The following is a 16,968-nucleotide window of genomic DNA, read 5'->3' as shown; positions in this document are numbered from 1 at the left end:
ATGATAAAAATTGCACCTTCCATATTAGCAGCTGATTTCTCTCAGCTCGGTAAAGAAATACAAGATGTTGAAAAAGGCGGTGCGGATTATGTCCATGTTGATGTGATGGATGGCCATTTTGTTCCAAATATCACAATTGGCCCACTCATCGCTGACTCCATTAAGCCGCATACACATCTTCCTCTAGATGTACATCTGATGATTGAGAACCCGGATCAATATGTTGCTGTCTTCGCCGAGTCTGGTGCATCAATCATTACGGTTCATCAGGAAACATGCCCGCATTTACACCGGACGATTCAACTGATTAAGGATCATGGGGTAAAAGCAGGAGTTGTAATTAATCCGGCGACCCCTGTTGAGACAATCCGCGATGTTATTCATGATGTTGATCTGGTGCTGCTCATGAGTGTTAATCCGGGATTTGGCGGTCAATCATTCATCGGCCATACAGTGAAAAAAATAGAACAAGTTGCCGCCTGGCGAAAACAGCAACAATTACATTTCGAAATCGAGGTTGACGGCGGTATTAATCGTGAAACGGCAATATTATGCACAAAGGCCGGTGCCGATGTGCTGGTTGCCGGAAGTGCCATTTTCAGCAAATCTGATCGAAAGCAGGCAATCGCAGGAATTCGCCAGGCAGCTGGAAAGGCGGAATAACCTGTGTTACATATTGGTATTATGGGGAATGGTCCAGAGCAACTGGTGCCGGAACTCCAAGATTACGAAAATGTGATAGATGTCTGGATTGGTGCTGATCGGGGTTCTCTGACATTAATGGAGAATAATATCACACCGGATTATGCTGTCGGCGATTTTGATTCCATGGATGATAAAGATAAAACTGTAGTGCGAAAACAGGCAGAAGTATTTGCACAATATCCCTCTGAAAAAGATCAGACAGATCTGGAAATTGCGCTGGACCAAGCTTATGCATTAAACCCGGAAAAAATTTATTTGTTCGGCGTAACGGGAGGACGACTTGATCACGAATTAATCAATGTCCAACTGCTTTATTCCATAATGAATCGGAAGATTAAGGGGCTGATTGTGGACAGTCAAAACCTGATCGAATTATTTGAGCCGGGCACGCATAAAATTAGTTATAACAGAAATTATCCGAATATGTCGTTTGTCCCTTGCACAGAATGTGTGAGAGGTCTGACACTGCAGGGGTTTTATTATCCGTTAACCAATGAAACGATTGCGTGGGGATCGACACTCTGCATTTCAAACAAGCTTATTTCAGATTTTGGTACTTTTTCGTACGAAGAAGGCATACTATTAGTAATAAAGAGTCGTGATGTCCTGTAAGTGCGATTTTATTGATAGCTTTGTTTGTAAACAGAGGAGGCGGAGAACTCATGAAATTTTATACTATTAAGCTCCCAAGGTTTATCGGCGGATTTGTAAGAGTCATCGCCGGTGTTTTCAAAAAAGACAAGTGAACCGGGGTTAGTCGGCTTTTGTCATGTTATTGGCAAAAGCTTATTTTATCACACTAGAAAGTATATAATGTTTAGCCCTATCGATGCTTCAACGCATATTGCTACGTCAGGCTTTCCCATTAAGGTATTGTAGTCATCCTGTGGGAAAGTGGGCAGTTCAATTAAAGATTTTCATTTCTATCTTCTGAAATAAAAAAGCATCCCTATAAAGGATGCTTTTAGTCATACGCTAATTAGTATTATTAAACACGTTGTACTTTGCCTGATTTTAGGGCGCGGGCAGACACATAAACACGTTTTGGCTTGCCGTCTACCATAATACGGACTTTTTGTACATTAGCTTTCCAATTGCGTTTATTTGCATTCATAGCGTGCGAACGATTGTTTCCGGTGCGGGTTTGACGTCCGGTCACGGTACATTTTCTAGCCATTGTAATCCCTCCTGATTAAACTGTTTCCTGCAATTACTTATCCAATTTATCATAATTGTTCCCGCAATGCAATTACTGGCATGCAAGCCTGTAGTATAGCAAAGGGCTTTACAGAATCTGCATGGAACACAGCTCGTATACTACTTTCAGTATATTATGAGCTGTTTTCCGGGTGCTGATGATATACAGGATAAAGAAAAATTCCTTGACAGAACAAAGCTAATCATCCATTGTTATAAGAGGCAAATACGTAAATACTTTCCATAAATGCAGGGTTATAGTAAAATAACCCTATAATATGTGTTCAAAATAATGACGATCCGGGGATGCAAAACGATGGCGCCTGTGAATGGAATGTGCATTCAGGCGCTTGAGTGGTATAAGGTTCATGCTGAAATTTAATGGGTTATTTTTAACTGGATTTTTTGAAGAACACCCGATAATGAGTGTGATGTTAAAGGAGGATCATAATGTCCATAGAACTGAATACCAACGATGGTCAGGTAACCATAACAAATGAAGTGATATCTACAATTGCGGGGGGTGCAGCCGTTGAATGCTACGGTATTGTCGGCATGGCATCGAAAAGCCAAATAAGGGACGGTATCGCTGAGATTCTTAGGAAAGAAAACTTCTCAAAAGGTGTTATTGTCAGACAAGAGGAAACCCACCTTCATATTGATATGTATATCATTGTCAGTTATGGGACAAAAATTTCAGAAGTTGCGCATAATGTGCAATCTCAAGTGAAATATACACTTAGCAAATCGCTGGGACTTGAAATTGATTCGGTGAATATTTATATTCAGGGTGTTCGGGTTGCTAAAGAATAAGCACAGTAACGTGGAATAACCCCTTTATTGCTTATTGCTGTTATGAGGGAGGAAAGTATTGTGACATTAGAAACGCTAAATGGTGCGATGTTGACGCAAATGATACTTTCAGGTGCGCACCATTTGAAAAACAATGCCGAAAAAATAGATACTTTAAATGTTTTTCCCGTTCCGGACGGTGATACCGGCACGAATATGAATTTATCAATCACTTCCGGAGCGGATGAAGTCAAAAAATTAAACAGTGAACATATTTCAGAGGTCGCCGGCGCTTTTTCAAAAGGACTGCTTATGGGTGCGCGCGGGAACTCCGGCGTAATCTTGTCCCAGTTGTTTCGCGGGTTTGCAAAAGGGATGGAGCAGAAGCAATCATTGTCAGCCACAGATTTGGCCGAGGCCTTTAACAGCGGCGTGAACACAGCTTATAAAGCGGTTATGAAACCAGTTGAAGGGACTATTTTGACCGTTGCCAATGATGCAGCTAAAACAGCTGTTTCTACAGCGGAATCCGAAAAGGATATAATCGCTATAATGGATAAGGTTGTTAAAGAAGCAAAGGCATCACTGAAACGCACGCCTGACCTATTACCTGTGTTGAAAGAAGTAGGTGTGGTCGATTCCGGGGGTCAAGGGCTTGTCACGATTTATGAAGGATTTCTGGCGGCATTGAAAGGTGAAGACGTTCCCGAGTCAGATACAGATGACATTGAAATGGATGAAATGGTCAATGCTGAGCATCATAAAATCGCCCAGGACTTCATGGACACTGCTGAAATCGAGTATGGGTATTGTACAGAATTTATGGTCAGATTTGAACCGGACAAGCTGGAAAAACATCCGTTTAATGAAGAGACGTTCCGTAACGAACTAAATGCATACGGTGATTCCCTTCTAGTGGTTTCGGATGATGACTTTGTCAAAATTCACATCCATGCGGAATATCCGGGCGAAGTGATGACACTTGGACAGCGTTATGGCGCCTTAACCAATATGAAAATTGAAAATATGCGGGATCAACATACAGCTATTATTGGTGAAAATAAAAACACGGCACAAAAAGAAAAAACTGAATATGCGATCGTGACTGTGGCAATGGGGTCCGGAATTAAAGAACTGTTTGAAAGTCTTGGAGCTTCAGTTGTCATCGAAGGCGGACAAACGATGAATCCCAGCACTCAGGATATCGCAAGTGCAATTGAGGAAGCAAATGCACGTAATGTCCTGATTTTGCCGAACAATAAAAATATTGTCATGGCAGCTGAACAAGCGGCAGAACTAGCTGGGGTGAATGCCGCGGTTGTACCGACCAAAACTATTCCACAAGGTATAAGCGCGCTCTTGGCATTCCATCCGGAAACTCCTATTGATAAGAATCGTCAATTGATGGAAGCTGCCGGCAACGAAGTTAAAACAGGACAGGTTACATATGCGGTCCGCGATACGACAATCGATGGTATGCAGATTGAAAAAGATCATTTCATGGGATTGGCAGATGGATCGATTAAAGCTACAAGTCAGGATAAAATCGAAACCGTTAAAGCGCTGCTTGCTGAAATGATTACAAGGGATGCTGAGATCCTTACCATATTACAAGGTGAAGACGCCAGTGATGAAGATGTGGAAGCAATCAAGAAATATATTGAGGATGAATACGAGGACGTTGAAATAGAAGTTCACGAAGGTAATCAGCCGATTTATTCGTTTATTTTTGCAGTTGAGTAGTTAGAAAACTCGGCATTCGCCACGTCTTATAGCGGGTGCCGAAGTTTTTTATAAGGTCATCCATAATTTATACTTTCTGACGTTATTAGAAGGTTAAAAATGGCCCCCTTGTGCTCTAAAGGGGGCCATTTTTAAATCCCGATAATTTTCATGACAAAATGGAACAGGAACAAACCGGAAATAACCACGAGTATTCCTGAGAGATCTTTCTGCCTGCCCATCGCGATTTTCACAATCGGATAGGCGATGAACCCGAACGCCATGCCGTCAGCAATACTGTACGTGAATGGTATCATCGCAACAATCAAAAATGCCGGCAGTGCTTCTGACATATCGTCCAGCGGAACATTCCGGAGATTTTGTGCCATCAATACACCAACGATAATTAAAATCGGGCTGATGGCCATACTGGGTATCATGGATATCCATGGAATGATTAATAATGTTGCCAAAAATAATAGTCCTGCTGTGACAGCGGTTCTTCCAGTTTTGCCATTAGAAGCGATAATAGCTGTATTCTCAGCTGCTGAAACGGTTGGTGACGTCCCAAAGAATGCACTCAATAATGCTGAACAGGCAGTGACCTTGTAAGCCTTGCTGTAACTATTTTGCCGTTTCAGCATGTGGAGTTGTCCGTGCAATATCCCCATGTTCTCAAATATAAGAATGATGGTTAAGGGAAAAACAGCCAACCAAAAATCCAGATCATCTGCGGCTGCAAATGAAGGGAAAAACAGTATATGATCCATATTCAAATGAATCGATTTCCCTGTTGGATCCACCCCGAATATAAAAGCGAGAATTGTTCCGGCAACCATTGTGAATAGGAAATTTGCCGGTATATTTTTCATAAATAAAAATATCGCAATAAATAAGGTCAGCAAACTGACAATGAATACAGGTGACGTAAAATCTCCAATGGCAATAATCGTTTGTTCTCCGCTGACAATAAGGCTGCTTTTTTCCAGACCGATTAGAATCAGAAAAAAGCCAAGCCCAACGGTAATGGCATGCTTTAACGATTCAGGGATAGCCGCTTTTAATAACGATCCCAATTTTGTGAACGTTGTAATAAGAAAAAGTATAGAAGCGACAAGAACAACCGCTAAAGCTTCCTGGAATGAAAGACCGGCACTTTCAACAATTGAATAGGCAAACAATGCATTAATGCCCATACCCGGAATGATGATTAATGGCAATTTCGCGTATAAGCCCATCAGAGTGGTACCGGCAAAACTCGCAAGGATTGTTGCGATCATGCCGCTTTCCAATGATATACCCGTTTCACTGAGAATCGTGCCATTCACTACCACAATATAGAATGTTGTTAGATAACCGATTAAGCCGGCAATTATTTCAGTACGCCACTTTCTGCCGGTATCCTGAAACGTCATGCTGTCTTGATAGGACATATGATGTCACCATTATTTTACTGCCCCTCTCCCGCCCGATCATACATGATTTAAACGTACAATCCACAAGTGATTATTATAGAGGTGTTTTACAAAGAAGTCAATCATATCAGTGTTTATGAGGGTTTTAAAAGTTGAAAATAAGCTTTCTGCCACCGTCCTGCCACCGTAATTGAATTTTGGGTGGCAGTTATTCATTCATAAGGTTTTCAAAAATATCCACGGTTTGATTACTCATTTTTTCTGTAAGATGTGAATAGGTATCTAATGTAAGGCTGGTTTTCTTATGCCCTAACCGCTTCTGTATATCTTTAACAGGAGCACCCTGTTCTAGCAATAAAGTGGCATGGGTGTGCCTTAATCCATGGAAATGCATGTTGATGCCTAATTGTTTATTCATCTTTTTAACGTAATATTTAATGTGGGTAGGTGTTATGAACTGCCCATTTTCTTTTGTACAGACAAAATCACTATCAAAGTAAAACTCACCGTACTTTAATTTGTTTTGCTTCTGCCATGTTTTGTGACGTTTCAGGATATTAATGAGCGTATCACCTATTTTGATATCACGATAAGATGACGCAGTTTTAGGTGAATCTACATCCCACCTACCCCCATGATCTACCATCGTGCTGTCTATTTTAATCATACCCTTATTTAAGTCCACGCTGGACCACTTCAAAGCACACACTTCTCCTGACCTTGCGCCGGTATTTAAACCGATGTGAAACGGCAAGTAAAGTGTATTATCTTCTGTCAGATGGCTTGTAATTTTTTTGATGGACTGCATGTCCAATATTTTTAAATCATCCCGTGTGGGCTTTCTTTGTTCCTGCCTGGGGAGCTCCACATACTGCATCGGATTATCTTTTAATAATTGGTAAGGAAATACAGCTTGTTTCAGCGAACGTTGCAGCACAGCTCGGATTAAAGATAACGTCCTATGTTTAAACCCCGCCCGATGCTTATCATTAATAAATTTTTGCAGTGTTTCTGGCGTTAATGAACGTAGTTTCAAATCGCCCAAAGCAGGGTTAATGTGGTTTTTGACTATACCTTTATAATTCATGACCGTATAGTATTTCAGATTGATCTCTACATATTCTTCAATCCAGAATTGAAAATAGTCATGAACGGAAGTATCAGACGGTTCAAAGAAAACGCCCTCATTATCATATTCGGCAAGTTTTTTTCGTAGCACCTTTTCAGCTTCTGTTTTAGTCGACGCACTTGTTTTCCGTTCAATTCGTTTGCGCTTACCGTCTACGGTGCTTAGGTCGAAATAATAATACCAGGATCCATAGCGTTTGCGAACTCCGCCTTGCATGTTACCCCTCCTAGTAAGAATATATGTTCCATCTTAATGATAAAAAATTTTAATGAGAAGTTGTTCTGGTATACCATATTGTTCAATGGCTTCTTTAATGGTGATAGATTGACCACCTCCTTGTTGAAACAAAAGTTCAACCGCAAATAGATTTGCCTCCTGTTCAATCTTATCCGTTGAGTAATAAGTATGTGACTTTAGAAAAGACGTATTTACTTCTGGGTGCAGAACAGCATGTCCTAATTCGTGACAGCATGTGAATAATTGTTCTTCTTGAGATGAATCTTCATTGATGTGAATGATGGATACACGACACTTTCTTGTATGGTAACCTAATAAACTTCCTAAAGGGAGTCTTCTTATTAATATACCTTTTTCCTTTGCAATTACAAAGGGGTTATTCGTACCATGTTTTTTAACTAATTGACCGACCTTCCTTTTAATATTCATCCATCGCACTCCTAATCTCTATATTTTTTAGGCGTGAATTTCTGTTTAGCAACTCTTTTAGCTATGCGTAGTGACTGTTCTAAGGATGCCAGTAATAATTCTTTGTCTTCTTCACTTAATTCATCCATAGTACTACCGTCTGCTGCAGCGAAACCGGATTTATTATTCATACTATCAATCATTCGTTGCAATTCATTTTGAATGTCCTTTTCATCTTCTTCGGTTAGATCATAATATCGTTTTTTGTCTGTTCGGCCGAGAAGATAATCAGTGGATACGTCGAAGTAATCGGCCGTGAGTTCTAATGTTTCTGATTTCGGGCTTTGTTTTTTCCATTTATAAAAAGCATTTTCGCTAAACCCGAGTTTTTGAGCTACTGTTTTTAAATTCTCGCCTCGTTGTTCCGCTAATTCTTTAACCCTTTCAAATAGCATAATTTCAACCTTCCTATCCGCTTATAGAAAATAAATTATACTTTTGGATAATAAATGGTTGACTAAAGTATCCAACTGTATTATTATATTCACATAAGCTACTTAATCAGCTAAAAGATAACAAAAACACAACCTACAAAAAATACAATTTTGACGCTGGGGAGCAGAAAAATGTATTGTTACAGGCTTTTTTTAAGTCTTATTTAGCTATGCTTTAATAGTATACTATTGGATATTTTTTGTCAATACAGTTAGCTAGTTTTGTAGCTTAATTATAAAAACTATTCGCACCTGAGTATCAATATTTGAACGAGCGGAGCATGCGACGATGGATCGTTTAAATCCTAAGCAGCGCCAATAGGTAACGCCAAGACTTCAAATCTTGATGCTTGGGTGTGAGTGGAGGAAAAGAGGTGAGAGGAGTGGGAGAATATCATACTCCAAATAAATATAGTGAAGCAAACACTAAAGTATTAATAAACAACTTCAGGACTGAGAACCCGAATTATTTTGATTCAGAAAATCTTCTCAGTCCCGCAAAAATGATTCTGGAAATTGATTTTTACAGCAAGGATTATTCACCGGAAAAATTCACTGAGTTCATGGAAAAGTTTACAACGTTCCTGAAAGAAGAGGGTTATTCATAATCCTAACATTTTATCAAGAACACTATTTGCTATGCGAGAAAGCATTGTAATTGAAACATTGCCGGACAGTTTTTTGGAAGCATCTTTTGTTTTCGACCAAACAATATTGTCTCTGATATTATCCAAAAATTCGTGTCCTTGCCACGTTAAAGAAGAAACGGACAAAAAGTGTAACTCATTATCGGCATTCTTATGATTTCCGTTTAAATAGCCGATTTCAATAAGTTTAAGGATAGCGTAAACAGAAACGTCATGTCCGTATGTGTTAAATGTATCGGTTTTTTCCAATTGAGCCAAGTGCATATGACCGTTCAGGGTTAATTTATCTTCTAACTCAATTAGTACTGATCGAACACAATCGTGATTTAATTCCAATATTAACACCTCCCTTATAGGGATATTATACCAAAAAAGGAGAGATAAAATGTCTGAATTAATTCCAACCATCAACGATAAAGACCGCATCTTAGTTAGTGGCCGTGATTTGCATGATTTTTTGGAGATTAAAACAGCATATAAGGATTGGTTTCCTAGAATGATGAAATACGGATTTGATGAAAACCTTGATTATAGACCTATTGCTCAAAAAAAAGCAACAGCTCAAGGTAACGAAACAACATATATGGATCATCACCTGACCATTGATATGGCAAAAGAAATTTCCATGCTTCAACGGAACGAAAGAGGTAAGCAAGCCCGTCAATATTTCTTGGATCTTGAGCGCAAATGGAATAGTCCAGAAATGGTAATGAAACGCGCAATGGACTATCTCAATGAACGAGTTGAACAGCTCGAGACGCAAAACCTTGTTCTTACTCAACAAAATAATGAGTTGCAGCCTAAAGCTTCTTATTACGACATGGTACTACAAAATAAATCACTCCTATCTGTATCAAAGATAGCTAAAGACTATGGGATGAGTGCTATTAAACTGAATAAGTTACTTCATGAACTAGGTGTTCAATACAAACAAGGTGATATCTGGTTACTTTACGCAAAACACCAGGACAAAGGTTATACACAAACTACTACACATGTAATTGATGCAGATAAATCCAGAGTGCAAACCAAATGGACGCAAAAGGGAAGGTTGTTCATTTACTCATTGTTAAAAGAGCAAGGGATCTTTCCACTTATTGAAAGAGAAGAACAAAAGGAGGGTTAATCATGTCAGAAGAATTAGCGGTGAAAGTTAAGTCGGAGCTATTCAAGAAAAAAATGAGTCAAAAAGAGTTAGCCAATTTGATAGGCATTTCAAGTGTTTACTTGTCCGACATCATACATGGCCGTAAAACAGGACCAAAGGCACAAGAACACGCAAAGCACATTAAGAAGATTCTAAGCATCTAAAGGGAGGCAATTTCTTGAATAAACTACTAACGGTAACCGAAGCTGCCGGATTGCTCGGCGTCAATCGCAATAAAGTCTATAACCTTATCAATCATGGCCATCTGCAAGGGTTAAAACTTGGCAGCATGAAAATATCCACTTTTGAGTTAGACGACTTCATGAAGCGAAATGCCGGTAAGGACTTTTCAGATTTAAACAATGTAAAGGAGTTGGGATAAATGCAAAACATTCAAGCAAAACAAAGCATGACAACAGAAGAATTGGCGGCACTAGAGGGTGAATTCGAGGAAGCTAAAAAACCTAAATGGGTGACATACACATTGTGGTTTTTCCTTGGTGGCATAGGCGGTCACAGATTTTATGTAGGTGACACAGGATATGCATTCGCAATGCTTTTCCTAAATTGGGCGACATTAGGCATATGGGCAATCATTGATGTGTTCTTGATCGGCAAGCGATTGAGAAAGAGGAATTCTGAAATCGAAATGAATCTAATCAACCAAATTAAATTGTTTAATAGAAAAGGGTGAATTACATGAACGAACAAATGAAGCAAATCCGAGCGGAAGCCGTAGAGAAGGGTGTTGAGCAGGAATTTTTGCATCAGTTTTATGTCATTATGAGCGCTTCTGCCAAACATGGCACAAAAACAGAATTAATACCCGAACATGCACAAGGTGCGCTAGAAATTGCTTTGCGCAAGCGCGGGTATGATGTGGAGGTCAGTTAAATGCCAATAGACGAACATTACGAGCAAGAAGATATGGTCATGGTTTATGACGAAGTGGACAACATGATTCAAGTTGCTCTGAAAATGAAGGATTGTGCGGAAAAGGGCGTGTTTATCGATAAGGATAAATATATGGGAGAACTTGAATCGTCTTATCAAGTTTTAAAAATGCTCAACGATAAGAAAATCCGGCGCGACAATAATTATGAACAAAACAGGCAGTATTTTTAATGGAAAAAGTCATTCGTGCTGCAGTCTGTTTGGGTTTGTGGGCTTGGGTGATTTTTAGTATATAACGGGAGGCGATGGAGTGACGAATACAGAACTGCTGAATCTATTAGAAAAAAGATTGATAGAAAAAGGTTTCCCACACTCTGATGATAGAGATGACTTGTTCTTACACGAAGTATTTAACATTCTTAAAGACCATAAATAACGGATGTGATTAATTGTATAACATCGACGATTTTCAAATGAATGTAGCGGGTGCATTACTGGTCATGATTGCTGTTTCGGTTGCTATGTATTTTATGTAAAGGAGGAATCAATAATGATCAAAAAATATGATTTTAAGAAAGCGAAAAGAATTATAGAAAACAAGAAAGACTCAATCATCGAAGCGAGTTTAGGGATGCGTGAAGATTGGTTTTGGACTGCTAATGTTGTTTTTGAAAACGGTGCGTACATTGTGGAATTAGACAACATTGAAAAAGTAGCAGGAATTGACAGTTCTGATTGGGCAACGCCAGTTATCCGAATTGAATACAAAGGTGAAGTTGAGGAAGTGTTTGAATGCTTTACAGGCGATAATAATGGGATTGATCCATCTGGTGGGATGGCAACTAGCGGACCTTTAAGTAGACCTGTTCAAAAGAGTATGCCACAAGTTAAGAAATATGATTGATAGACCGCTGACGGCAATCAGCGATCCATCTAATAAATAAACTTACCAATATTATATGCGAAAGGAGGGTCAACATGCAAATCGGAATCATAGCCAACAAATGTGAAGCAAATGACTTGGACTTTGAATATAAAGCAGTCACAAGCGGCGTGTTTGTTTATGACGATAGCACATTAGTTTGCTACGGATATATGGACAAGTTCTCCAGTCAGGAGCTGGAACTCATGTCATACAAGATTGACTGGTACATGAGCGGTCATGAGCCAGCTAATCATATACAAGTTAATCGGACGACCGAATATGAGCGGAAGATGAAGGAAGTTGGGCATAAGCAAAGTGACTTTTTATAGGAGGTAATTAAATGACTGTACGTGAGTTGATTAATAATTTGCTTGATTACGATATGGATGCAGAAGTAAATTTTGAACTTGATTTACCTGAAACATATGAACGATTTGACTTTGATTTCGAGAACGAAATTAACGGTGATGTGACACTTCAAGCTGATGCTAGGGAATATGAATTGGTCGATAAACACAGATTGGAGTATTTAGAGGAATTGGAGGATGAAGTTAGATGAGTAAATTATATGAATTAACAGATTCGTTCCAACAGATACAGACCATGATTGAGGACGGCACTGAACCTGTCGGGTTTGTCTTCCTTGATGGTGCTTTTCCGGTTGATGAACTTGAATTGCTAGATTACAAGATTGACGCATATTTAAGCGGTGAGGATGCGACAAACATTGTGAAACACCCGCGGTCTGAACGGGAGATTATGAAGGATAACGGAATGAAGCAATCTGATTTTTTATAAGGGGAGATAAACGTGGCTCTGAAAAGTTTTGATGAATTATTCAAATTAGATTTAACAGACGAAGTTGCAAAAAGGCCAGTTAAGAAAAATTCCAATTTAACGCTCGATTATCTTGAGTGGGCTAATTGCATCAAATTATTGCATGAAAACGGTGCCGAAACAGTTAAATATGGAATGAACAAAAATGAAAATAATTATCCGTGTTTCTTTAATCATAACGGTGAAGCTCCATTCGTCAGTGTGTGGGTTGAAATTGACGGTGAGCGATATGAAGAAGATTACCCGGTTGTCAATGGAATTTATGTAGTAAATCAACCGAATCAGTTAGACATTAATAAAGCAAAGCAGCGCGGATTTGTTAAAGCAGTAGCAATAAATACCGGTCTAGGACTTGGTTTGTGGATTAAAGAGGAACAGGTTTTAAACAATGACAAAGAAGTTCAAAAAGAAATGAACAAAGACGAGGGCAAATCGCTCAACGATCAAATAACCAAACTATTTGCACAGTCTTTGCAGAAAGTCGGTACAAAAGAACATCTTTATGACATGTTGCAAAGCTCAAAGGATGAAGTGTCGAAATTGTATCGGTCAAATGACCATTCGGCCAAAAAGATACTTATCGGCCAGTTGGAAGTGATTTTGAATGATAACGTCAACGAATGATCGCTATAAGTACATTGGCGGTTCAGAAGCAAACATGATTTATCAAAACTATGAATCTAAAACATTTGTAAACTGGTGGGCTAAAAAGTTATCAGAATTGCCAGGGGACGAATTTACTAATAAATCAATGTCAGTCGGAACGATTTTAGAACACGACATATTAGATTTATATGAATCAGTTTACCATGTGCAAGGCGAACGTGAAGCGCAAAAGATTAAAGGGATTGCCAGGGCGAACACGGATTACATTTTAGGCGACAAAGTGAGCGACGTAAAAGCCACATATAAAGCGTTTGAGTGGTTTTTAAAAGAAAAAGTACCAATACACTACAAACGACAATTAATCCATTACGTGTACGTATTTGAGCTTAATAAGGCATCAATTATCGCTTACCAAGTTGATGACGAAACAGCCGATTATCCTTTTAACGATTTAGACCCGGACAAGCTTTTTGAAATTGATGTGCCGATAACTAAAAAGGAAGTAACCGAGCATAAGCAGCGACTTGATTACATGGAACATTGCCGAGAAATGAATATTTTTCCGAGGGGACTATGATATGCAGGTACCAAAAATAAACCCTAATCACCGGAGACGAAAACCCAAACAATCAGATGTCACCAGAATAACGCAGAAGGCACGCAAGGAAGTTTTATATCGTTCTGAGGGTAAGTGTGAGTGTTGCGGCAGAATGAGCGCATATGCCTTTGAAGTGGCGCATTTAAAAGGAGCCGGACAATATGGCCCTGGTTATGACCCATCCAACCTAGTCCTAGTTTGTGGCCCATCTGTAAACAGTAATACTTGCCACCATTGGTTAGATTCTACCGCAGAAGGCAGAAACTGGCGGATGAAAAAACGAAAAGAGTTGATGGAACTGTATGGCCAATCAAGGTAAAGAAATCCGATTGAATCAACTATATAAAGAAATTGAACAACTCAACCCGGAAATATTGCCGGACTTAAATAAAATGATCCGGCTTTATTCCCAAGCCCAAATGATAATTGGGTTTTTGGACGCAGACGCTTTATATCAATACGGATCGTTATATGCCGCAAGAAAACAAAAGCAGGCAGAGATCATGCAAAACACGGACGGCACGGTATCTAACAAAGAATCACAAGCGGAAATAGACACTTATTATTTGCGCGTTGAAGAAGCAGAAGCGAAATCAGAATCCCGCAAATGGCAGAACCTTTTTAAGTCAACAGATAATTTGATTATTGCGCTAAGGCGGGATGAACGGACAGCCATTGAAGAATACAAGAAAGCTAATGATTTAAATGATTGAACGGTCAAAGGTGATATTGCCGCAGTGGATATGGACAGATTCAAAAGACAAAACCGAATTTAAGCAAAATTTGTCCTTCTATATGCGGCGATACCCGGGATATAAGGTAATTGAAATAGGTAAGTATTATGCGGTCTGTGAGATTGCGAGGTGATAACTTGGCACGACCAACAAAACAAGGGGTGGATTATTTTCCGTTAGATGTCTATTTAGATGACAAGTTTAAATTCATTGAAATCAAGTACAATCTGGAAGGCTTTGCAATTGTCATCAAGTTGATGCAACGGATTTATTCACAGGGTTATTGGTGCAGATGGACAGAAGATGAACTACTTTTATTTGCGGATGAAATCAAAGCAGATCATCAATTAGTACAAAGCGTCGTTAATGAGTGTTTGAATCGCGGGATTTTCAACAAAGAACTACATGATAATTACAACATATTGACATCGTCAGGTATACAAAAACGTTACCAAGAGATAGTCAGACGCAGAAAAGTTGTCGATGTGACAGAAGAATACCTGCTTATTGACGGTGATTTAGGAGTTAATGACGACATTAACCCGTCATCAAGACAACACAATGACAGCAAAAGTACACAAAGTAAAGGAAAGGAAAGTAAACAAAAAGAAAGTAGTAGTCGCAAATACATTTACGACGACACGCATCTTTCCATGGCTGAATCGTTCTATAAAAAAATACTGGATAACAACCCTAACAATAAAAAGCCTGACTTTGAAAAGTGGGCTAACGAAATAAGGCTAATGATGGAAAGAGACGGAAGGAATGAAGAACAAATTACGTACTTGATGAATTGGGTGCAGCAAGATGATTTTGAAATGTCTAACGTCATGTCGCCCGATAAATTGCGGAAACGATTTGACCAATTGATTATGAAGGTTAAAAACCAAAAGTCAAAAACACCAAGTAAGGAGGACTTTGACCTGTCATGAATAAAGAACAAGTTTATGAAGTGCTGGCCTTGATTAGCGACAATTACCACAGCTTTGACATAACGCAAAGGAAGATTGATAACTGGGCTAATTTGTTAAGCGATCAGAACCCGGCATCGGTTATGCAAAAAGCAGAACGTCATATATTAAATGAAAAGTTTCCGCCAACAATTGCGGAAATTCGTACTCCGGTTTTCAAAAAGTCTCACGATCAAATCGAACATGAAAAAATGCTGAAGGAAAACGGGCTGTTATGAATTATTTAGAACGTGAAATATTAGGGTGTTTCTTGAAGGACAATACCCTTGTCAAAGAAACGGTTATTCAAATAAATCAATTTCAAGACGAATCTAGCAAGCTGTTATTTCAGTCTATGCTTAAACTTGCGGAAGAAAACAAAGCAATAGATCAGGTCACGCTCTTGTCAGACAACTACGATTACATACAACAAATGGGCGGCCCTGACTTTATCACACAATTAGAAGCAACTGGCGATATTGAGAACTTTGAATCCTATGAACGTTCCTTTATTGATGACTATAAAAAGCGTGAATCGGAACGAATTGCAAAAGATTGGTTGGCGCGTGATTCAAACAATGATGAATTGATTTCAGAACTACAAAAGCTGGATGATGTCAATTTGGCTAAAGGGCAGGACAAGCAAGAAACACTAAAACAGCTAGCGGATGAACCGTACATGGAGATTGATCGAAACGGCGTTCCCACTGGATTAAAGGATTTAGATGGATTATTAGGCGGTTTCCGCAACCAGTCAAGCTATATCATGGGCGCTCGGCCGTCAATGGGCAAGACGGCAACAATGCTTAAATTTGCGCTATCAGCATCTATGAATGGATTTGTCCCTCTTATGTTTTCGTTAGAAATGGGCGAAAAAAGCCTTGTCAGACGGTTGATAGCAACAGTAGGCAACATCAATTTGTTTCTTACAAGAAATCCTGGTGAGTTGATTGAAAGCAAAAAAGAAAGCTGGAAACAAGCTGTTAATGAATTGTATGCACTTGATTATGAGATTTATGACAAACCGATGCAGACAATTCCGAATATCCGGTCAGAGATAAGACGGGCCAAGCGCAAACATGAAGGTAAGCAAATAATTGTCTTTATTGACTATCTGACACTTATTCATAATCCGGGGAAATTTAACTCAGACCATGCCAAGGTGTCCGACATCAGCGCACGATTGAAAGCTATATCAAAAGAATATGATTGCCCGGTCGTCACATTGGCCCAATTATCGCGGGGCGTGGAACAAAGACAAGACAAGCGCCCGATGCTATCTGATTTGAGGGAATCCGGGAGTATTGAACAAGATGCAGACGCGGTTATGTTTCTTTACCGCGATAGTTATTACAACAAAGAGCAAGACGATAACGAATTAGAAATTATAGTCGCAAAGCACCGGGACGGACCAACTGGGACAGCAACAGTCTATTACAACAAAACAACTGGGAAAATGGGTGATTTGACTGACTATTAAAGAACTATTTGAACAGTCTTTTGAGTTCGAAGATTTACAGGCTTTAATTAT

30 protein-coding genes are annotated in these 16,968 nt (G+C 39.3%); 24 read left to right on the top strand and 6 right to left on the bottom strand.

From position 1 onward, the window contains the following. Genes rpe through spoVM form a run of 3 tightly spaced genes read left to right on the top strand, consistent with a single transcriptional unit; the run spans position 1 to position 1,451 of the window. Positions 1 to 663: a ribulose-phosphate 3-epimerase gene (rpe, locus tag IEW67_RS03110; RefSeq protein ID WP_188631597.1), complete on the top strand. Its 663-nt coding sequence runs from the start codon at positions 1 to 3 to the stop codon at positions 661 to 663. 3 nt (positions 664 to 666) lie between these two features. Next, positions 667 to 1,317: a thiamine diphosphokinase gene (locus tag IEW67_RS03105; protein WP_188631596.1), complete on the top strand. Its 651-nt coding sequence runs from the start codon at positions 667 to 669 to the stop codon at positions 1,315 to 1,317. A 50-nt stretch (positions 1,318 to 1,367) separates the two neighbouring features. Continuing rightward, on the top strand, positions 1,368 to 1,451 hold the full coding sequence (gene spoVM / locus IEW67_RS03100) for a stage V sporulation protein SpoVM (RefSeq protein ID WP_010530495.1): 84 nt from the start codon (positions 1,368 to 1,370) through the stop codon (positions 1,449 to 1,451). 242 nt (positions 1,452 to 1,693) lie between these two features. Here the strand turns inward: spoVM and rpmB are convergent, their stop codons facing one another. After that, complete coding sequence (gene rpmB / locus IEW67_RS03095) at positions 1,694 to 1,882, bottom strand: 50S ribosomal protein L28 (RefSeq protein ID WP_188631595.1); 189 nt, start codon at positions 1,880 to 1,882, stop codon at positions 1,694 to 1,696. Between the two features lie 470 nt (positions 1,883 to 2,352). Here rpmB and IEW67_RS03090 point away from each other — a divergent pair, with 470 nt between their 5' ends. Together IEW67_RS03090 and fakA are read left to right on the top strand one after the other, a co-directional pair. Further along, entirely contained in the window at positions 2,353 to 2,715 is a 363-nt protein-coding gene (locus tag IEW67_RS03090; protein WP_188631594.1) for an Asp23/Gls24 family envelope stress response protein, read from the top strand. Positions 2,716 to 2,775: 60 nt separating this feature from the next. Next, positions 2,776 to 4,437 (top strand): DAK2 domain-containing protein, encoded by a 1,662-nt coding sequence (gene fakA / locus IEW67_RS03085; protein ID WP_188631593.1) that lies wholly within the window; start codon positions 2,776 to 2,778, stop codon positions 4,435 to 4,437. A 131-nt stretch (positions 4,438 to 4,568) separates the two neighbouring features. Here fakA and IEW67_RS03080 read toward each other — a convergent pair whose 3' ends face one another. From IEW67_RS03080 to IEW67_RS03065, 4 genes are all read right to left on the bottom strand, one after another. After that, a complete protein-coding gene (locus IEW67_RS03080; protein WP_229671652.1) occupies positions 4,569 to 5,849 on the bottom strand; it encodes an NCS2 family permease in 1,281 nt (426 codons plus the stop codon). Positions 5,850 to 6,039: 190 nt separating this feature from the next. Next, positions 6,040 to 7,176 (bottom strand): tyrosine-type recombinase/integrase, encoded by a 1,137-nt coding sequence (locus tag IEW67_RS03075; protein WP_188631592.1) that lies wholly within the window; start codon positions 7,174 to 7,176, stop codon positions 6,040 to 6,042. 33 nt (positions 7,177 to 7,209) lie between these two features. Continuing rightward, positions 7,210 to 7,626 (bottom strand): ImmA/IrrE family metallo-endopeptidase, encoded by a 417-nt coding sequence (locus IEW67_RS03070; RefSeq protein ID WP_188631591.1) that lies wholly within the window; start codon positions 7,624 to 7,626, stop codon positions 7,210 to 7,212. Positions 7,627 to 7,637: 11 nt separating this feature from the next. Continuing rightward, entirely contained in the window at positions 7,638 to 8,060 is a 423-nt protein-coding gene (locus IEW67_RS03065) for a helix-turn-helix domain-containing protein (protein ID WP_188631590.1), read from the bottom strand. Between the two features lie 422 nt (positions 8,061 to 8,482). Between IEW67_RS03065 and IEW67_RS03060 the strand changes: the two genes are divergently transcribed. Next, positions 8,483 to 8,707, top strand: coding sequence for a hypothetical protein (locus IEW67_RS03060; RefSeq protein WP_188631589.1), 225 nt, complete (start codon positions 8,483 to 8,485; stop codon positions 8,705 to 8,707). Here IEW67_RS03060 and IEW67_RS03055 read toward each other — a convergent pair. Next, entirely contained in the window at positions 8,702 to 9,082 is a 381-nt protein-coding gene (locus IEW67_RS03055) for a DUF2513 domain-containing protein (RefSeq protein WP_188631588.1), read from the bottom strand. The two genes, IEW67_RS03060 and IEW67_RS03055, sit on opposite strands and share 6 nt — an antisense overlap. A 49-nt stretch (positions 9,083 to 9,131) precedes the next feature. On the opposite strand from IEW67_RS03055, the gene IEW67_RS03050 reads away from it, so the two are divergent. From IEW67_RS03050 to IEW67_RS02975, 18 genes are all read left to right on the top strand, one after another. Next, positions 9,132 to 9,872 (top strand): phage antirepressor KilAC domain-containing protein, encoded by a 741-nt coding sequence (locus IEW67_RS03050; protein ID WP_188631587.1) that lies wholly within the window; start codon positions 9,132 to 9,134, stop codon positions 9,870 to 9,872. Between the two features lie 2 nt (positions 9,873 to 9,874). Beyond that, a complete protein-coding gene (locus tag IEW67_RS03045) occupies positions 9,875 to 10,057 on the top strand; it encodes a helix-turn-helix domain-containing protein (protein ID WP_188631586.1) in 183 nt (60 codons plus the stop codon). Between the two features lie 14 nt (positions 10,058 to 10,071). Next, on the top strand, positions 10,072 to 10,275 hold the full coding sequence (locus IEW67_RS03040; RefSeq protein WP_188631585.1) for a helix-turn-helix domain-containing protein: 204 nt from the start codon (positions 10,072 to 10,074) through the stop codon (positions 10,273 to 10,275). Then, entirely contained in the window at positions 10,276 to 10,587 is a 312-nt protein-coding gene (locus tag IEW67_RS03035) for a TM2 domain-containing protein (RefSeq protein WP_188631584.1), read from the top strand. Positions 10,588 to 10,592: 5 nt separating this feature from the next. Beyond that, the gene (locus IEW67_RS03030; RefSeq protein ID WP_188631583.1) at positions 10,593 to 10,787 is read left to right on the top strand and encodes a hypothetical protein; all 195 of its coding nucleotides are present in this window, start codon (positions 10,593 to 10,595) and stop codon (positions 10,785 to 10,787) included. Next, positions 10,788 to 11,018: a hypothetical protein gene (locus IEW67_RS03025; RefSeq protein WP_188631582.1), complete on the top strand. Its 231-nt coding sequence runs from the start codon at positions 10,788 to 10,790 to the stop codon at positions 11,016 to 11,018. 79 nt (positions 11,019 to 11,097) lie between these two features. Continuing rightward, positions 11,098 to 11,223, top strand: coding sequence for a hypothetical protein (locus IEW67_RS18310; RefSeq protein ID WP_268238640.1), 126 nt, complete (start codon positions 11,098 to 11,100; stop codon positions 11,221 to 11,223). Positions 11,224 to 11,337: 114 nt separating this feature from the next. Continuing rightward, positions 11,338 to 11,691, top strand: coding sequence for a hypothetical protein (locus tag IEW67_RS03020; protein WP_188631581.1), 354 nt, complete (start codon positions 11,338 to 11,340; stop codon positions 11,689 to 11,691). A 74-nt stretch (positions 11,692 to 11,765) separates the two neighbouring features. Continuing rightward, the gene (locus IEW67_RS03015; RefSeq protein ID WP_188631580.1) at positions 11,766 to 12,041 is read left to right on the top strand and encodes a hypothetical protein; all 276 of its coding nucleotides are present in this window, start codon (positions 11,766 to 11,768) and stop codon (positions 12,039 to 12,041) included. A gap of 11 nt (positions 12,042 to 12,052) precedes the next feature. After that, positions 12,053 to 12,271, top strand: coding sequence for a hypothetical protein (locus tag IEW67_RS03010; RefSeq protein ID WP_188631579.1), 219 nt, complete (start codon positions 12,053 to 12,055; stop codon positions 12,269 to 12,271). After that, positions 12,268 to 12,510 carry a hypothetical protein gene (locus IEW67_RS03005; protein WP_188631578.1) on the top strand — a complete coding sequence of 81 codons (243 nt, stop codon included), beginning with the start codon at positions 12,268 to 12,270 and terminating at the stop codon, positions 12,508 to 12,510. The genes IEW67_RS03010 and IEW67_RS03005 overlap by 4 nt, the downstream gene beginning before the upstream one ends. A gap of 12 nt (positions 12,511 to 12,522) precedes the next feature. Then, complete coding sequence (locus IEW67_RS03000; protein ID WP_188631577.1) at positions 12,523 to 13,173, top strand: Sak single strand annealing protein; 651 nt, start codon at positions 12,523 to 12,525, stop codon at positions 13,171 to 13,173. Beyond that, on the top strand, positions 13,154 to 13,732 hold the full coding sequence (locus tag IEW67_RS02995; RefSeq protein WP_188631576.1) for a YqaJ viral recombinase family protein: 579 nt from the start codon (positions 13,154 to 13,156) through the stop codon (positions 13,730 to 13,732). Before IEW67_RS03000 ends, IEW67_RS02995 begins: the two co-directional genes overlap by 20 nt. A gap of 1 nt (position 13,733) precedes the next feature. Next, the gene (locus IEW67_RS18090) at positions 13,734 to 14,072 is read left to right on the top strand and encodes an HNH endonuclease (protein ID WP_229671651.1); all 339 of its coding nucleotides are present in this window, start codon (positions 13,734 to 13,736) and stop codon (positions 14,070 to 14,072) included. Beyond that, positions 14,056 to 14,466: a hypothetical protein gene (locus IEW67_RS02990; RefSeq protein ID WP_188631575.1), complete on the top strand. Its 411-nt coding sequence runs from the start codon at positions 14,056 to 14,058 to the stop codon at positions 14,464 to 14,466. Before IEW67_RS18090 ends, IEW67_RS02990 begins: the two co-directional genes overlap by 17 nt. Positions 14,467 to 14,624: 158 nt before the next feature. Beyond that, positions 14,625 to 15,419, top strand: a complete 795-nt coding sequence (locus IEW67_RS02985) for a DUF4373 domain-containing protein (protein WP_188631574.1) — start codon at positions 14,625 to 14,627, stop codon at positions 15,417 to 15,419. Continuing rightward, positions 15,416 to 15,676, top strand: a complete 261-nt coding sequence (locus IEW67_RS02980; RefSeq protein WP_135110773.1) for a replicative helicase loader/inhibitor — start codon at positions 15,416 to 15,418, stop codon at positions 15,674 to 15,676. Before IEW67_RS02985 ends, IEW67_RS02980 begins: the two co-directional genes overlap by 4 nt. After that, positions 15,673 to 16,917, top strand: a complete 1,245-nt coding sequence (locus tag IEW67_RS02975) for a replicative DNA helicase (protein WP_268238639.1) — start codon at positions 15,673 to 15,675, stop codon at positions 16,915 to 16,917. Before IEW67_RS02980 ends, IEW67_RS02975 begins: the two co-directional genes overlap by 4 nt. Positions 16,918 to 16,968 lie beyond the last annotated feature (51 nt).

Origin of the sequence: Lentibacillus kapialis, from assembly GCF_014646635.1 — a bacterium.
Taxonomy (GTDB): Bacteria; Bacillota; Bacilli; order Bacillales; family Amphibacillaceae; genus Lentibacillus; species Lentibacillus kapialis.
Note: the sequence above shows the minus strand (reverse complement) of the source record. Positions and strands in the feature narration are given on the sequence as shown.

Coding starts and splice junctions, on each gene's coding strand:
- rpe (WP_188631597.1), top strand. CDS start 1: ATGATAAAAATTGCACCTTCCATATTAGCAGCTGATTTCTCTCAGCTC.
- spoVM (WP_010530495.1), top strand. CDS start 1,368: ATGAAATTTTATACTATTAAGCTCCCAAGGTTTATCGGCGGATTTGTA.
- rpmB (WP_188631595.1), bottom strand. CDS start 1,882: ATGGCTAGAAAATGTACCGTGACCGGACGTCAAACCCGCACCGGAAAC.
- IEW67_RS03090 (WP_188631594.1), top strand. CDS start 2,353: ATGTCCATAGAACTGAATACCAACGATGGTCAGGTAACCATAACAAAT.
- IEW67_RS03080 (WP_229671652.1), bottom strand. CDS start 5,849: ATGTCCTATCAAGACAGCATGACGTTTCAGGATACCGGCAGAAAGTGG.
- IEW67_RS03075 (WP_188631592.1), bottom strand. CDS start 7,176: ATGCAAGGCGGAGTTCGCAAACGCTATGGATCCTGGTATTATTATTTC.
- IEW67_RS03070 (WP_188631591.1), bottom strand. CDS start 7,626: ATGAATATTAAAAGGAAGGTCGGTCAATTAGTTAAAAAACATGGTACG.
- IEW67_RS03065 (WP_188631590.1), bottom strand. CDS start 8,060: ATGCTATTTGAAAGGGTTAAAGAATTAGCGGAACAACGAGGCGAGAAT.
- IEW67_RS03050 (WP_188631587.1), top strand. CDS start 9,132: ATGTCTGAATTAATTCCAACCATCAACGATAAAGACCGCATCTTAGTT.
- IEW67_RS03045 (WP_188631586.1), top strand. CDS start 9,875: ATGTCAGAAGAATTAGCGGTGAAAGTTAAGTCGGAGCTATTCAAGAAA.
- IEW67_RS03035 (WP_188631584.1), top strand. CDS start 10,276: ATGCAAAACATTCAAGCAAAACAAAGCATGACAACAGAAGAATTGGCG.
- IEW67_RS03030 (WP_188631583.1), top strand. CDS start 10,593: ATGAACGAACAAATGAAGCAAATCCGAGCGGAAGCCGTAGAGAAGGGT.
- IEW67_RS03025 (WP_188631582.1), top strand. CDS start 10,788: ATGCCAATAGACGAACATTACGAGCAAGAAGATATGGTCATGGTTTAT.
- IEW67_RS03020 (WP_188631581.1), top strand. CDS start 11,338: ATGATCAAAAAATATGATTTTAAGAAAGCGAAAAGAATTATAGAAAAC.
- IEW67_RS03015 (WP_188631580.1), top strand. CDS start 11,766: ATGCAAATCGGAATCATAGCCAACAAATGTGAAGCAAATGACTTGGAC.
- IEW67_RS03010 (WP_188631579.1), top strand. CDS start 12,053: ATGACTGTACGTGAGTTGATTAATAATTTGCTTGATTACGATATGGAT.
- IEW67_RS03005 (WP_188631578.1), top strand. CDS start 12,268: ATGAGTAAATTATATGAATTAACAGATTCGTTCCAACAGATACAGACC.
- IEW67_RS02995 (WP_188631576.1), top strand. CDS start 13,154: ATGATAACGTCAACGAATGATCGCTATAAGTACATTGGCGGTTCAGAA.
- IEW67_RS18090 (WP_229671651.1), top strand. CDS start 13,734: ATGCAGGTACCAAAAATAAACCCTAATCACCGGAGACGAAAACCCAAA.
- IEW67_RS02990 (WP_188631575.1), top strand. CDS start 14,056: ATGGCCAATCAAGGTAAAGAAATCCGATTGAATCAACTATATAAAGAA.
- IEW67_RS02980 (WP_135110773.1), top strand. CDS start 15,416: ATGAATAAAGAACAAGTTTATGAAGTGCTGGCCTTGATTAGCGACAAT.
- IEW67_RS02975 (WP_268238639.1), top strand. CDS start 15,673: ATGAATTATTTAGAACGTGAAATATTAGGGTGTTTCTTGAAGGACAAT.